Source organism: Dactylosporangium sp. CA-139114 (assembly GCF_050955725.1).
Taxonomy (GTDB): domain Bacteria; phylum Actinomycetota; class Actinomycetes; order Mycobacteriales; family Micromonosporaceae; genus Dactylosporangium.
Genome location: NZ_CP192080.1, coordinates 8,211,611 through 8,225,602, shown reverse-complemented (window position 1 = coordinate 8,225,602; position 13,992 = coordinate 8,211,611). Strand labels below are relative to the sequence as shown.

17 protein-coding genes are annotated in these 13,992 nt (G+C 73.0%); 14 read left to right on the top strand and 3 right to left on the bottom strand.

The annotated features are described in order from the left end of the window. Positions 1-84 precede the first annotated feature (84 nt). From ACQP2P_RS36720 to ACQP2P_RS36700, 5 genes are all read left to right on the top strand, one after another. Complete coding sequence (locus ACQP2P_RS36720; protein ID WP_433608874.1) at positions 85-819, top strand: dienelactone hydrolase family protein; 735 nt, start codon at positions 85-87, stop codon at positions 817-819. A 1-nt stretch (position 820) separates the two neighbouring features. Continuing rightward, entirely contained in the window at positions 821-1,099 is a 279-nt protein-coding gene (locus ACQP2P_RS36715) for a DUF6295 family protein (RefSeq protein ID WP_350617431.1), read from the top strand. 174 nt (positions 1,100-1,273) lie between these two features. Then, a complete protein-coding gene (locus ACQP2P_RS36710) occupies positions 1,274-3,151 on the top strand; it encodes a propionyl-CoA synthetase (protein WP_433608871.1) in 1,878 nt (625 codons plus the stop codon). 163 nt (positions 3,152-3,314) lie between these two features. Beyond that, the gene (locus ACQP2P_RS36705) at positions 3,315-3,890 is read left to right on the top strand and encodes an ATP-dependent Clp protease proteolytic subunit (RefSeq protein ID WP_433608869.1); all 576 of its coding nucleotides are present in this window, start codon (positions 3,315-3,317) and stop codon (positions 3,888-3,890) included. A gap of 87 nt (positions 3,891-3,977) precedes the next feature. Continuing rightward, positions 3,978-5,192, top strand: a complete 1,215-nt coding sequence (locus ACQP2P_RS36700) for a serine hydrolase domain-containing protein (RefSeq protein ID WP_433608867.1) — start codon at positions 3,978-3,980, stop codon at positions 5,190-5,192. 18 nt (positions 5,193-5,210) lie between these two features. Here the strand turns inward: ACQP2P_RS36700 and ACQP2P_RS36695 are convergent, their stop codons facing one another. Then, positions 5,211-5,918, bottom strand: a complete 708-nt coding sequence (locus ACQP2P_RS36695; protein ID WP_433608865.1) for a hypothetical protein — start codon at positions 5,916-5,918, stop codon at positions 5,211-5,213. 51 nt (positions 5,919-5,969) lie between these two features. Here ACQP2P_RS36695 and ACQP2P_RS36690 point away from each other — a divergent pair, with 51 nt between their 5' ends. Together ACQP2P_RS36690 and ACQP2P_RS36685 are read left to right on the top strand one after the other, a co-directional pair. Further along, positions 5,970-6,536 carry an O-methyltransferase gene (locus tag ACQP2P_RS36690; protein ID WP_433608863.1) on the top strand — a complete coding sequence of 189 codons (567 nt, stop codon included), beginning with the start codon at positions 5,970-5,972 and terminating at the stop codon, positions 6,534-6,536. 67 nt (positions 6,537-6,603) lie between these two features. Continuing rightward, on the top strand, positions 6,604-7,086 hold the full coding sequence (locus ACQP2P_RS36685; RefSeq protein WP_433608861.1) for an STAS domain-containing protein: 483 nt from the start codon (positions 6,604-6,606) through the stop codon (positions 7,084-7,086). Here the strand turns inward: ACQP2P_RS36685 and ACQP2P_RS36680 are convergent. After that, the gene (locus ACQP2P_RS36680) at positions 7,031-7,699 is read right to left on the bottom strand and encodes a pentapeptide repeat-containing protein (RefSeq protein WP_433608859.1); all 669 of its coding nucleotides are present in this window, start codon (positions 7,697-7,699) and stop codon (positions 7,031-7,033) included. The two genes, ACQP2P_RS36685 and ACQP2P_RS36680, sit on opposite strands and share 56 nt — an antisense overlap. A 52-nt stretch (positions 7,700-7,751) precedes the next feature. Here ACQP2P_RS36680 and ACQP2P_RS36675 point away from each other — a divergent pair, with 52 nt between their 5' ends. From ACQP2P_RS36675 to ACQP2P_RS36660, 4 genes are all read left to right on the top strand, one after another. Further along, positions 7,752-8,363 carry a TetR/AcrR family transcriptional regulator gene (locus ACQP2P_RS36675; RefSeq protein WP_433608857.1) on the top strand — a complete coding sequence of 204 codons (612 nt, stop codon included), beginning with the start codon at positions 7,752-7,754 and terminating at the stop codon, positions 8,361-8,363. 106 nt (positions 8,364-8,469) lie between these two features. Next, positions 8,470-9,363, top strand: a complete 894-nt coding sequence (locus tag ACQP2P_RS36670; RefSeq protein WP_433608855.1) for a CAP domain-containing protein — start codon at positions 8,470-8,472, stop codon at positions 9,361-9,363. Between the two features lie 280 nt (positions 9,364-9,643). Further along, the gene (locus tag ACQP2P_RS36665; protein WP_433608853.1) at positions 9,644-10,513 is read left to right on the top strand and encodes a DUF4397 domain-containing protein; all 870 of its coding nucleotides are present in this window, start codon (positions 9,644-9,646) and stop codon (positions 10,511-10,513) included. 19 nt (positions 10,514-10,532) lie between these two features. Then, positions 10,533-11,198, top strand: coding sequence for a class F sortase (locus tag ACQP2P_RS36660; RefSeq protein WP_433608851.1), 666 nt, complete (start codon positions 10,533-10,535; stop codon positions 11,196-11,198). A gap of 231 nt (positions 11,199-11,429) precedes the next feature. On the opposite strand, the gene ACQP2P_RS36655 is transcribed toward ACQP2P_RS36660, so the two are convergent. Continuing rightward, on the bottom strand, positions 11,430-12,320 hold the full coding sequence (locus tag ACQP2P_RS36655; RefSeq protein ID WP_433608849.1) for an AurF N-oxygenase family protein: 891 nt from the start codon (positions 12,318-12,320) through the stop codon (positions 11,430-11,432). A gap of 48 nt (positions 12,321-12,368) precedes the next feature. Here ACQP2P_RS36655 and ACQP2P_RS36650 point away from each other — a divergent pair, with 48 nt between their 5' ends. Genes ACQP2P_RS36650 through ACQP2P_RS36640 form a run of 3 tightly spaced genes read left to right on the top strand, consistent with a single transcriptional unit; the run spans position 12,369 to position 13,983 of the window. Continuing rightward, on the top strand, positions 12,369-12,650 hold the full coding sequence (locus ACQP2P_RS36650; RefSeq protein ID WP_433608847.1) for a DUF4873 domain-containing protein: 282 nt from the start codon (positions 12,369-12,371) through the stop codon (positions 12,648-12,650). Between the two features lie 53 nt (positions 12,651-12,703). Further along, positions 12,704-13,339, top strand: coding sequence for a hypothetical protein (locus ACQP2P_RS36645; protein WP_433608845.1), 636 nt, complete (start codon positions 12,704-12,706; stop codon positions 13,337-13,339). Then, positions 13,339-13,983 (top strand): hypothetical protein, encoded by a 645-nt coding sequence (locus tag ACQP2P_RS36640; RefSeq protein WP_433608843.1) that lies wholly within the window; start codon positions 13,339-13,341, stop codon positions 13,981-13,983. The genes ACQP2P_RS36645 and ACQP2P_RS36640 overlap by 1 nt, the downstream gene beginning before the upstream one ends. Positions 13,984-13,992 lie beyond the last annotated feature (9 nt).

Below are 13,992 nucleotides of genomic sequence, written 5' to 3'. Positions count from 1 at the left end.
TCCCCGCCGATGCAGACAACGCGACGGCGGGGATATTGTTTGCCCGGCTAAGGAAAACCGCACCAGCGAACGACGGAGTGCAGCATGTCAGACGCGATCCGGGCCGAGACCGTGTTCATCGGCGATGAGCAGATCCAGGCGTACCAGGCCCGCCCGCTCGACCCCGGCCCGTTCCCGGGCGTCGTGGTCATCCACCACCTGCCCGGCTACGACGAGGCCACCAAGGAGATGGTGCGCCGGTTCGCCGCCAACGGGTACGCGGCGATCTGTCCGAACCTGTTCTGGCGCGAGGCCCCCGACGCGTCGCCCGACGACGCCTCCGCGTTCGTGCGCGGGCAGGGCGGCATCCCCGACGAGCAGATCATCCGGGACGTCGCCACCGCCGCGGCCGCGCTGCGCGCCCTGGACAACGCCAGCGGCAAGGTCGGCGTGATCGGGCACTGTTCCGGCGGCCGCCAGTCGCTGCTGGTCTCGACCGCCGTCGACGTGGACGCGGCCGTCGACTGCTACGGCGCCTTCGCGCTCGAGGCGCCCCCGACCGGGTTCCCGCTCAAGGTCACCTCGATCCAGGACCGCCTGGGCGACGTGCGCTGCCCGGTGCTCGGGCTCTTCGGCGACGACGACAAGTTCCCGGCGCCGGCCGAGGTCGCGCGCCTCGCCGAGCTGCTCGCCGCGCACGGCAAGAGCTTCGAGCACCACAGCTACGAGGGTGCCGGGCACGGGTTCTTCGCCGTGGACCGCCCGTCCTACCGGCCCGAGGCCGCGGTCGACGGCTGGAAGCGCATTTTTACCTTCTTCGGCACGCACCTGGGGGCCTGACATGTGCACCTACGAGACCGAGCTGGTCGACATCGAGGGCGCCGGCAAGGGCGCGACGGGCTGGTTCGACGTGACCCGGGCGGCGGTCTACGTCGACCACCCGGTGCACGCCCAGTTCGGGCACACCCTGAACATCGACTTCGCCAACCCGGCGCTCGGCCCGTCGGCCCGGGTCGCCGTCGAGCTCACCGAGGAGGCCGCGCTGGCCCTGGTCGCGGCCATCCAGCAGGCCCTGGCCAACGCGCCCGCGGGCCTGGCCAGCGCCACCGCGCCGGTCTGAGCGCCACTCGGGGGGCCGGCCACCGTCATTACGAAAAAAGCCGCATAACTGGCATAAGCCATAGGTGCTGCATGAGCGGGCGGATGCCGATAAATCCGGATATGTCGTGTCGTCGAAACAGGCGCGACATATCCGGCTCTACCGCAGCGCGCCCCGGCGGAGCAGGATCAGGGGATGGGCGCCTACCGCGACACGTATCAGCGCAGCCTCGAAGACCCCGAGTGGTTCTGGCGCGACGCGGCGGCCGGCGTCGACTGGGACCGCATGCCCATGCGCATCCTCGACGCCGACAACCCGCCGTTCTACCGCTGGTACCCCGACGCCGAGCTCAACACCTGCCACAACGCCCTGGACCGGCACGTGCACGGCGGCCGCGGCGACGACCTCGCGCTCGTGTACGACAGCCCGGTCACGGGCACCGTGCGCCGGTACACCTTCCGGGAACTGCGCGACGAGGTCGCCGTCTTCGCGGGCGCCCTGCGCAACCTCGGCGTCGGGCGGGGCGACCGGGTCGTCGTCTACATGGCGATGGTGCCCGAGGCCGTGATCGCCATGCTGGCCTGCGCGCGGCTCGGCGCCGTGCACTCGGTGGTGTTCGGCGGCTTCGGGCCCAAGGAGCTCGCGGCCCGCATCGACGACGCCAAGCCGAAGGTCGTCGTCGCGACCTCGTGCGGGATCGAGCCGAGCCGGGTGGTGCACTACAAGCCGCTGCTCGACGCCGCCCTGGACGAGGCCGGGCACCGGCCCGAGCACGTCGTGGTGCTGCAGCGCGAGCAGGCCCCGGCGCTGCTGCGCGACGGCGAGCTGACCTGGGCGGACGCGGTCAAGGACGCCGGCGCGGCCGGGTGCGTCGCGACGGCGGCCACCGATCCGCTGTACGTCCTCTACACCTCCGGCACGACCGGCCGCCCCAAGGGCATCGTGCGCGACAACGGGGGCCATGCCGTCGCGCTCACGTGGTCGATGGCGAACATCTTCGGCTGCGGGCCGGGCGACGTCTTCTGGGCGGCGTCCGACGTCGGCTGGGTCGTCGGGCACTCCTACATCGTCTACGCCCCGCTGCTCGCCGGCGCGACGACGGTGCTGTACGAGGGCAAGCCCGTCGGCACCCCCGACGCCGGCGCGTTCTGGCGGGTCGTCGCCGACCACGGCGTCAACGTCCTCTTCGCCGCCCCGACCGCGATCCGCGCGATCCGCAAGGAGGACCCGGACGGGGCCCGGATCGACCGCGAGCGCCTCAAGAGCCTGCGCACCCTGTTCATGGCGGGGGAGCGGCTCGACCCGCAGACCTACGAGTGGGCCGGCGAGCGGCTCGGCGTGCCGATCGTGGACAACTGGTGGCAGACCGAGACCGGCTGGCCGATCGCCGCGAGCCCGCGCGGCCTCGAGGAGCTGCCCACGAAGCCGGGTTCGCCGTCGGTACCGATCCCCGGCTACGACGTGCGCGTGCTCACCCCGGACGGGCAGGACGCCGCGACCGGCACCGACGGCGCCATCGCCATCCGGCTGCCGCTCCCGCCCGGGTGCCTGCCCACGCTGTGGGGCGACGACGAGCGGTACGTGCGCTCGTACCTCTCCGCCTACCCCGGCCACTACCTGACCGGCGACGGGGGCCGGTTCGACGAGGACGGCTACCTCTACGTGATGGGCCGCACCGACGACGTCATCAACGTCGCCGGCCACCGCCTGTCGACCGGCGCGATGGAGGAGGTGCTCGCGGGCCACCCCGCGGTCGCCGAGTGCGCCGTCATCGGCGTCGACGACGAGCTCAAGGGCCAGGTGCCGCGCGGGTTCGTGGTGCTCAAGGCGGGCGTGGACACCCCGGCCGAGACGGTCGCGGCCGAGCTCGTCCAGCTCGTGCGGGACCGCATCGGGGCGGTGGCGAGCCTGCGCAGCGTGCGCGTGGTGGCCGCGCTGCCCAAGACGCGCTCGGGCAAGATCCTGCGCCGGACCATGCGGGGGATCGCCGACGGCCGCGAGGAGCCGGTGCCCTCGACCATCGAGGATCCCGCGGTGCTCGACGCCCTGCGCCCGGTGCTCAGAGAGCCGTGACCGCCGGTGCTCGCACGGCCGTAGCCCGGTGTTCAGAAAGCCGTGACCGCCGGTGCTCGGAACGGCCGTAGCCCGGTGTTCAGAAAGCCGTGACGCTGACAGCGAACACGCTCACGGCGAACGGGGGATCTCAACGGGCCGCCGAGGCAATACCGTCGACAGCATGGCCGATATTGAGATCCCGTTCGACAGCGCCGTCTTCGAGCGCCTGCTCAGCAAGCGAATCATCGTGCTCGGGACCGAGGTGAACGACGAGAGCGCGAACCGCATCTGCGGCCAGCTGATCCTGCTCGCCGCCGAGGACTCCGAGAAGGACATCGCCTTCTGGATCAACTCCCCGGGCGGCTCGGTGTCCGCCGGCATGGCGATCTACGACACCATGAAGTTCATCAAGAACGACGTGTCGACCGTGGTCATGGGCATGGCCGCGTCGATGGGCCAGTTCCTGCTCAGCGCCGGGACGCCGGGCAAGCGCTACGCGCTGCCGCACTCGCGGGTCATGATGCACCAGCCCTCGGGCGGCATCGGCGGCACCGCGGCCGACATCGCCATCCAGGCCGAGCAGATGCTCTTCACGAAGAAGACCATGCAGCGGCTCATCGCCGAGCACACCGGGCAGACCTACGAGCAGATCGAGGCCGACTCGGACCGCGACCGCTGGTTCACCGCGCAGGAGGCGAAGGACTACGGGTTCGTCGACCGGGTCGTCGAGGGGGCCGAGCAGCTCGCGCTGTCCTGAGCCGGGATCGCGAGCGGCCCGAGCCTTCCCGGACCAGGGTCTCGGGTGGCTCGCGCTTTGCCGGGTCAGGCTCTACAGTCCCAAGATGTGAGCATTGATCGCGAAGTGGCGCCGGAGCAGGCCGGATTCGACGCACGGCGGCTGGCCCGCCTGGACGCCCACTTCGCGCGCTATGTCGACGACGGCCGCCTTGCCGGCTGGCAGCTCGCGATCGCGCGCGACGGCAAGGTCGTGCACCACAGCGTCTACGGGCAGCGCGACGCCGAGGCCGGGCGGCCGGTCGAGCCCGACACCCTCTGGCGGCTGTACTCGATGACCAAGCCGGTCACCTCCGTCGCCGCGATGCTGCTGTGGGAGGAGGGCCACTTCGAGCTCACCGACCCGATCAGCCGCTGGCTGCCGGAGTTCCGGGACATGCGGGTCTACGACAAGGGCTCGGTGAGCCAGCCGTTCACCGTCCCGGCGGCCGAGCCGATCCGGGTCTGGCACCTGCTCACGCACACCTCCGGGCTGACGTACGGCTTCCTGCACACCTCCGTCGTCGACGCCCTGTACCGCAAGGCCGGCTACGACCTGACCACCAGGCCCGGCGCCGACCTCGCCGAGGCCTGCCGCGACTTCGCCGCGCTGCCGCTGCTGTTCCAGCCGGGCACCGCCTGGGGCTACGGGGTCAGCACCGACGTGCTCGGCCGCCTGGTCGAGGTGGTCGCGGGCATGTCCCTGCCGGAGTTCGTGCGCACCCGGATCCTCGAGCCGCTGGGCATGCACGACACGACCTGGTCCGTGGCGCCGGGCGAGCCGCGGATGGCGGCGTTGTACGTCCCGGGCCCCGACGGCCGCCGCGTGCGCTTCGACGCCGTGGGCGACATGGCGTTCGAGGAGCCGAAGGCCCCGGCGGGCGGCGGCGGCCTGATCTCGACCGCCGCCGACTACCAGAAGTTCATGACGATGCTGCTGCGCCGCGGCGACGGGCTGCTCGCCCCGCGCACCGTCGCCTTCATGACCCGCAACCACCTGCCCGGCGACGTGGATCTCGACACGGTGCAGACCGGCGGCTTCGCCGAGACGACGTTCGAGGGCGTCGGCTTCGGCCTGGGCTTCGCCGTGGTCCGCGACCCCGTCCCGGCCCGCGTGTTCAGCAGCCCCGGCACGTACTACTGGGGCGGCGCGGCGAGCACCGCCTTCTGGATCGACCCGGTCGAGCGGCTCACCGTGGGCTTCTACACCCAGCTGCTGCCGTCGAGCACCTACCCGCTGCGCCCCCAGCTGCGCCAGCTCATCTACAGCGCGCTCACCGACTAGCCGCGCCGGCGGGCGGTCCTACACGAACGTGAGGTTGCCGCCGCCCGTGGCGACGTGCACCTTGTGCACCGAGCCCGGGTCGGTCTTGATCGACCCGGTCTGCTTGCCGCCGTCGAGCTGGGTTTCCATCGCGTACCCGTCCGAGGTCAGGCGCAGGTTCACGTTCCCGCCGCCGCTGTCGATGTCGATGCGGTCCGGGGCCTGGGTGACCTTGAGGTCGACCGGGCCGCCGCCGGTGCGCGCGTTGAACTCCGGCGGGGCGAGCCCCTCCCCGTTCACGCCGCCGCCGTCGGACTGCACGTCGATCAGGCCGGTGAGCCCGTGCAGCTCGATCCGCCCGCCGGAGCTGTCCAGCCGGACGCTCAGCGTCGAGGGCATCTCGATCTCGTAGGAGATCGAGCAGTCGTTCTTCGGGCAGCCGCCCGAGCCGAGGATGAGCTCCCCGCCGTCGACGTTCTGCTTGCGGCCCGGCTTGTCGCTCTTGAACTTCATCGTCTCGGTCACCTTGATGGTGGCCCCGTTGCCGGCCTTGATGGCGACCGCGCCGCCCTCGCTGTCGACCTCCACGACGCTCACGGCGTCCTTGACCTCGAACGCGTTGGTGGCGGTCTGCTCCGGGCCGTCCTTGGTGGCCTTGTCCGGCGACTGCGACGGGGAACCGCAGGCGCCCAGGGCGAGCAGGACGGCGGCGGCGGGGGTGAGGACGCGCAGCGGCAGTGACTTCACGGGGCACAGCTTTGCACGCGGAGCGCGTCGATCTTCGGTAGGGTCGCCGCCGTGAGCCTCGTCGATGCCGCGTACGCCCGCGCCGCCGCCAACGGCTTCGGGCAGTCCTGCGAGCCGGAGGTCGGACGGCTGCTCGCGGCCCTCGCCGCCGCCCTGCCGCCGGGCGCCCGGGTGCTGGAGATCGGCACCGGCGCCGGGGCCGGCACCGCCTGGATCGCCGAGGGCCTGCGCCCCCGCACCGATGTCACCGTCGACTCGATCGAGGCCGATCCGGCCGTCGCGGCCGTCGCCGCGACCGGGGACTGGCCGCCGTTCGTGCGCCTGCACGTGGCCGATGCGCTCGAGTTCCTCGCGACGGCGCCGGGCGGATACGACCTCGTGTTCGCCGACGCCTTCGGCGGCAAGATCGAGGGGCTCGACCGTACCGTCGCCAAACTCCACCCCCGGGGGACCCTCGTGGTCGACGACATGACCCCGGTCGAGGGATGGCCGGAGGACTTCCGGGCCAAGCAGGACGGGGTGCGCCGGGCGCTGCTCGCCGACCCGCAGCTGGTCACCGTGGAACTGGCCCACGGGTCGGGCATGATCGTCGGCGTCCGTCGACCCCCGGCGGGCTGAACGGCGCGGCGGGGGTCGGCCGCGCGGCCGCTGACGCCGGGGGAGCGGGGTCGGTACCGTCACTGCGATGAGTGCGGTCGTGCTGGCCCTGCACGGGCTTCTCGTGGAGGGGACCGTCGCGACGATCGAGCCGGTGCTCGCCGGACTCCTGGTCGCCGACGAGCCCCGGCTGGTGCTCGACGTGTCCCAGGTGACGGTGTGCGACACGACCGGCGCCGAGCTGCTCGTCGGGGTGGCCGGGATGGCCCGCGACCGCGGTGGGGAGCTGCGCCTGGCCGCGCCGTCGCCCGCGATCCGCTCCTGGCTCGGGGTCGCCGCCGGGATGAGCGGCATTGCCACCTTCGCCACCATCGAGGGCGCCCTGGAGTCCGACCCGCGCGACCTGCTCGGCCCGGCCCTGCCGGCGCCGGCGATCTGCGTCGAGGACCCGCCGCCGCCCCCGCTCAGCCCGGACGAGCACCGCACGTTCCCGCGCGGCCGCCCGCGCTGGCGGGTCAACCCTTCGGGCCGCGCACGATCACGCCGAGGTCCCGCATCACCGCGTCGGTGAGCCCGGGCAGCTGTGCCGGCTCGATCGTCACGCCGCGCAGGCTGGTCATCCCGCTGACCTCCGACAGCTGATTGCCGCGCAGATCGGCGCCGCGCAGGTCGCAGCTCTCGAACGACATCTGCCGCAGCCGGCAGCCCTGCATCGCCGCGTGGGGCAGCACGCAGTCGCGCAGGTTGGTGTTGACCAGCACGCAGCCGACGAACCCCGTCGGGCCGGTGGTGTTCACCTCGTTGAGCGTGGCCCCGTCGAGCCGGCAGCCCTCGAACAGCACGTCGGACAGGCGCGACTCGCCCAGGTTGGCCCACGTCAGCTTGCAGTTGACGAAGTGGACCCGCTCCAGGGTCAGCCCGGTCAGCCGCGCCGCGGTGAAGTCGACCTTCTCGAACCGGCAGCCGGTGATCGTCACGTCCTCCCACACCACCCCGTTGAGGTCGAGGTTCTCGAGGTGGGAGCGGCGCAGCCGGGCGTCGATGAGCGTGGTGCGGATGGCGCGGCCGGTCTGCACGTGGGCCTCGTTGAGGTTGCCGCCCCAGGGAGCGCTGACCGGCTCCAGCTCGCCGGAGTCGAACGCGGGGAGCTCGATGTCGATGTCGTGCACGCTGCGCAATGCCACGTACCTCACCGTAGAGGGTCGCCCGAGGGTGTGGCACGTAGGCTGTCAGGTCATGAACGAAGCGGGAGTGCGGCCGCGGGTGGACGGGCGCACATTACGGGCCGAACGCACCCGGCAGGCGATCACCGACGCGCACTTCGCGCTGCTCGAGGAGGGTGAGCTGCGGCCCACCGCCGAGCGGATCGCCGATCGGGCCGGGGTGTCGCTGCGCGCGCTGTGGACCAACTTCAAGGACATGGAGGGCCTGTTCGCGGCGGCCGGCGAGCGGCTCATGGAGCGGCAGCGCGCGGAGTACCGCCCGATCCCGGCCGACCTGCCGCGGGACGAGCGCATCGAGCGATACTGCGCCCAGCGCGCCCGCCTGCTGGAACTCATCGCCCCGGCCGCCCGCGCCGCGCGCATCCGCGAGCCGTTCTCGGCGCAGCTGCGCAAGAACCGGGCCTGGTATCTCGAGATCGCCCGCGAGGAGCTGCAGACGCTCTTCGCCGCGGAGCTCGAGGCGGCCGGGGACGCCCGCGCCGAGGTGGTGGACGCGCTCACCGCCGCCGTGACCTTCGCGAGCTGGTCGATGTGGCGCGACGAGCTGCACCTCGACGTGGCGGGCGCCACGGCGGTGCTGCGCCGCGCGGTGAGCGCCCTGCTGCCGCTCGCAGGCACGGCATAAGTTTGGCTTAGACCGTCGTTAAATCGGCTTCCGCGGGCGAATCCGGCGCTCCCGGCCTTCTAGTGTCAGGTGCGGCTTGGATTCGCACGCATGCCTGGAGGCTCTGGTGTCATCGTACGGCGACGGTTACCCGGACCGGTACGACCGCTACGACCCGTACGGTGCCGAGCCCGCCCGCGACGGCTGGGGCGACCGCGGTGGGCGGCCGGAGCGGGGTTTCTACGACGAGCCGGGCCCGTACGGCGGCGGTTACCAGGACGCGCCGGAGCCCGAGGACGCGCGGCGCGGCAAGCGCATGCTGCTCGTGGCCGCCATCGGCGCGGTCGCCCTCGTCGTGGTGGGCGCGGTCGCGTTCGGCGGCTCGCTGCTGCTGTCCAAGAGCTCCAACGCCTCCCCGCGGTCCAACCTCGCCGCCGCGGCCGCGGCCACCACCGAGGCCGGTGACCTGTTCGCGGGCGCCTCCGGCGACCCGAGCGCCGCCGGCTCGAGCGCCCCGGCCGAGAACGCCTCGACCGCGCCGGCCCCGACGACGAAGGCGCCGGGCACCACCGCCGCGGCCCCGAAGCCCACGCCGACGACCAAGAAGCCCACGACCGCGGCGGGCGGGGGCAGCAACGTGGCGTACGAGAACCAGGTCCTGGCGATCGTGAACACCGAGCGGGCGAAGGCCGGCTGCCAGCCGCTGGCCTACAACGCGAAGCTGCGCGCGGCCGCGTACAAGCACTCGGCCGACATGGCCGCCAAGGACTACTTCTCGCACGACTCGCAGGACGGCACCTCCTTCGCCACCCGGATCTCGAACGAGGGATACCGATGGTCGAACGCGGCCGAGAACATCGCCAAGGGCCAGCGCACGCCCGAAGAGGTCATGAACTCCTGGATGAACAGCTCCGGGCACCGCGCCAACATCCTCAACTGCAAGCTCAAGGACCTGGGCGTGGGCCTGGCCTACCAGGGCAAGACGGCGATCTGGACCCAGGATTTCGGCACCCAGATGTAGGGGGGCCGGCGGGAGAGATCCTTGATCAAGGGATCGATCGGTACCGAAGAGTAAGTTCCTTCGTCCGTCCGGAGGTTGTGCCGCAGCACAGCGTCGGGCACTGTACACAAGGCGCGATGATCCCTGCCCAGTGCGGGTGGCGCGTTGCTCAGCGACGTGCCAGACTCACCGCGATCAGTGCTCACGGTGCCCGCGCGGATTACTCACCTTCGAACCCCCGCCGGGTGCGTTCCACTCGGGAATCTCCAGCATTCGCTGTGCGCACAGCAGGGGGTACAACGTGTTCGCTGCTCCCCAGCGGCGGCGGCTCGCGGCGCTGGCCGCCGCGGCGCTCCTGGGCCTGGGACTGGCGACGGTGGACGCCTCGCCGGCGGCTGCGGCCGGGGTCGGGTACGTCCGCCTCGCCCACCTCTCGCCCGACACGCCGGCGGTCGACGTCTATCTGAGCTCGGTCACCGGCGCCATCCCGCAGCAGAAGTTCGACGCCGTCGCGTACGGCACCGTCTCCAAGTACCTGCCGCTGCCGCCCGGCACCTACGCGGTGGCGATGCGCAAGCAGGGCGACCCGGCCTCGGCCGCGCCGGTGCTGAGCACCCAGGCGACGGTGGAGGAGGGCAAGGCCTACACGGTCGCGGGCACCGGCAAGTTCGCCGACCTCGGCCTGAAGGTGATCGCCGACGACCTCGGGCTGCCGGAGCCGGGCAAGGCGAAGGTGCGGGTCATCCAGGCCTCGGTGCGCCAGCCGGTGCTCGACGTCTCGGTGTCGGGCGGCGCGAAGATCGCCGACGGCGTGCAGTTCGCCACGACGACGGCGTACCAGACCGTCGACCCCGGCCGCTGGACGCTGCGGCTGGCCGCCCCGAGCGCGACGGGCGCCGCGACGACGGTGACCGCCCCGCTGAAGGCCGGCGCGGTGTACTCGCTGATCATCCTCGACGGCAGCGGCGGCCTGACGGCGCAGCTGCGCACCGACGCCTCCAGCGGCGGGGTGCCGGAGGGCGGCGTGGACACCGGCGCGGGCGGCACGGCCGGCGAGCGGGGCCTGAACCCGCTGCTGCCGATCGGCGGCGGCGTGGCCGTGCTGATGCTGGCGGTGGCCGGCGGCCTGCTCTGGCGCCGCGGCCGTTCCCGCACGGCGGCGGCCGCCTGACCGGCCTACGCTCGACCGCATGGGCAGGACCGGGAGGGTGGTCAGGCACCGGGCGCTCCGGCGGCGCGCGGACCTGACCGCCACCCGGCGCCGGACCCTCATGCTCATCGGGTGCGTGCTGGCCCTGGCCGCGCCGATGATCGCCGGGGCCGCGACGCTGGTCGGCCGCCGGGTCGGCATCGACGCCGGCGACGCCACCTGGATCGTGCCGCACAGCATCGACCTCTCGGCCGCGAACGCCGCGCCGGACGCGCCCCCGACCCGCCTGCGCATCGCGAGGCTCGGCGTGGACACGCCCCTCGAGGACCTGCGGATGGACGCGGCGGGGGTGCTGGAGAGCCCGAAGGTGTTCGGCGAGGCGGGCTGGTTCACCGGCGGCGCCTACCCCGGCGACGCGGGCCCGGCGGTGCTGGCGGGGCACGTGGACTCCAAGACCGGCCCGGCCGTCTTCTACCGGCTGCACGAGCTCGCGGCGGGGGACACGGTCGAGGTGCGGCGGGGCGAGGGCTGGCTGACGTTCCGCGTGACGGCGAGCGAGCACTACGCGAAGGCCCAGTTCCCGAGCGCGAGGGTCTACGGCCCGACGCCGGTGCCGGAGCTGCGGCTCATCACGTGCGGGGGCACCTTCGATCAGGCGCGCCGTTCGTACCGCGACAACCTGGTCGTCTACGCGGTGCTGATCTGAGCGCCCTGAACCGAGCGGCCCCGGACCGAGCGCGCTGATCCGAGCGCGTGATCCGGGGAGAACGTTTGGGGTCGGTGTGCCAGGTCGCCTCGCGGCGATAGGCGCGACACGGCTCCAGCCGAACGGTATTCCGTGAAGGCAGTGTGGTGAGGCCCGGGGACACACAGCACACCGACTCCATGAACAGTAGCGCGGTCGCCACGCGTCGTCCCGTGATCGAGGACACAGCACTCAGATGAGCGCGGCGGCCCGCCAGACGGACTTCGCCGGCCCCTCGACCAGGCCGAGCTCCTGCAGATACGTGGTCACGCGGGTGCCGGCCCACCGCAGCGTCTCGCGGAAGCGCGGGTTCGCCCAGGCGGCCGCGCGGGCCCGGGCCGGGTCCAGCCCGACCGCCGCGTACGCCTGCGGGTTGATGAGCGTGTGGGTGACCGTGTACGCGGCGCGGGCGACGATGATCTGGCAGTACCACCGCCGGGGTCTCCACGCGGTGGCGACCTGCCGGGCGAGCTCGTCGCGCGCGAACCGGATGTGCCGGGCCTCCTCGACCACGTGGATCCGCGAGACCATCCGCACCAGCGGCTGGAGGCTCTCGTCGGCCATCGCCTCGCGCTGGAGGGCGTCGAGGATCTCCTCGGCGATGAGCGCGGCCGCGAACGTCTGGATCCCGCCGGCGGTCGCGCCCAGGTAGCGCCCGAGCGCCCGGTGCACCGCGGCCGGCTGGTAGGCGGGCGTGCCGAGCGCGTCGATCATCCGGCCGAACATGACGCTGTGCCGGCACTCGTCGCCGACCTCGGTGAGCGCGTACTGCACGTGCCCGCTGCGCGGGTCCATCCCGGTCACGTGGCGCAGCAGCATGCGCATGAGCAGCACCTCGAACCAGATGCCGATGCTGGCGATGCTGGCCACCTCGTGCTTGGAGAGCTCGACGCGCTGCTCGGGGGTGAGCGCGTCCCACAGCTCGGTGCCGTAGAGCGACAGGCGGCGCTCGGGGGCGTAGAGCAGGCCGGCGGGCTGCGGCGCGGCCCAGTCGATGTCGATCCCGGGGTCGTACGAGTTGCCGGCCGAGATCTTCAGCAGGCGGGCGGCGGTGGCCTCGCGAGCGGCGGCGACATCCGGCATGGCGGGCTCCTTGACGTTACCGGCCGGTAGTTGGTACTAGTCAGTACCATGCCCGAGGAATCGTCGCCGGTCAAGGCCTCGCTGCTGTCGCAGGGGCGCACCTACGCCGTTGAGCTGCGCGTTTCCGGCCAGTTCCAGCCCATCGACGGCCGGTTCCACTGGAGCGCGCGGATGTCGGCGGGCCCCGAGGTGGTGGCCCTGCTGCGCTGCGGGGACCGGGACGTCCTCCTGGCGGGTCTGGACGGCGCCGACCCGGTGCCCGCGCGGCTGCTCGAGCTCAACCCGTGGGGCGAGATCCGGGTGGCCGGCACCGGGCGGCCGCCGGGCTGAGCGGCTTTCGCGGGCCCTCGGGCGGCGCCCCGGCTTGTCGTATGCTCTGCGGCGTGGCGAGCCCAGGGGCAGGGACGGCCGAGCCGCCGCCGGCCGGACGGCTGAGGCTGGCGCTGCTCAACGCCCCCGTGCGCTGGCTCGTGGCCGGCATCGCGGCGGTCGCGGTCCTGGTCTGCGGCGCGTTCGGCGGCTTCGACAAGGCCGCGCCGGACGGGCCGCCGCCGTTCACCGTCGGGCAGCCCTACGCGGCCGGCGGCTGGACCGTCACCGTGCACGGCGTGCGGGCCCTCGACGAGCTGCCGCCGCTGCGGCACAAGGAGAACAGCGGCTGGCGCTGGATCGTCGTGGTCGCCACGGTCGAGGTGACCGACGCCGGCCAGAGCACCCTGTTCTACCCCCAGGCCCTGCAGATCCACGGGGTCAAGGGGGTGCCGGGGAAGTTCGCAGACCACGTGGCCGGCGCGGCCGACGCCGCCGAGAACGCGGCCGTGCACCCCGGCGTGCCGGCCCGGTTCGGCTACTGCTGGGAGCAGCGGGCCGAGGCGCCGGTCCCGACCGAGCTGCAGGTGGGCATCTTCGCCCTCACGTACACCTTCGACAACGCCACGAACAAGGGTGCGTGGCTGCCGGCGAAGGAGCGGCCGGCCGCGGCGGCCATGGTCCCGATCGACACGAAGCCGGCCTCCTGATGGTCGCCACCGACCAATCCGCGCCCCCGGGCTCGCCGCCGGCCGCCGCTCGGCACCGCCGGGCCGGGCTGCCGCTGCGGACCCGGATCGTCACCGCGCTGCTGGTGCTGGCGACGGTCGCGGCCGGGGCGCTGGTCGTGCGCCTCAAGCCCGACCAGGAGCACGGCGGCCGGCCCTTCCTGCGGCCGGGGACGGCCGGCGGCGTCGTGGACGTCGGCACCTTCCAGGTCGTCGTGCTCGACGCGGCGGGCGGCACGAAGCTCAAGCACCCGCGCAACGGCCTGACCCTCGACACCACGGGCGTGTGGGCGCTGGTCCGCGTCCGGGTGGCGGCGACGCGGGAGCCGGTCATCCTGCGGTACGCGCGCCTGCGCGACGACCGCGGCCGCACGTTCAGCGCGACGGGCCGCGTCACCCAGCCCCTCACCGACGGCCGCGCGTTCCAGCCCGGCGTCTGGGTCGAGGGCCACATCGTCTTCGAGGTCGCCAGGGACGCGAAGGCGCTGACCCTGCTCCTGGGCGAGCACTCGGGCCTCGGACCCGGCCTGCTGACCCTGGCGGAGGTGCCGATCGCCGCGGCGGTACCGCGGTGGCTCGGCCAGTCGACGCCGCTGGACGTCCCGGACGCGATTCTCGCCGCGTGAGCGGGGGCT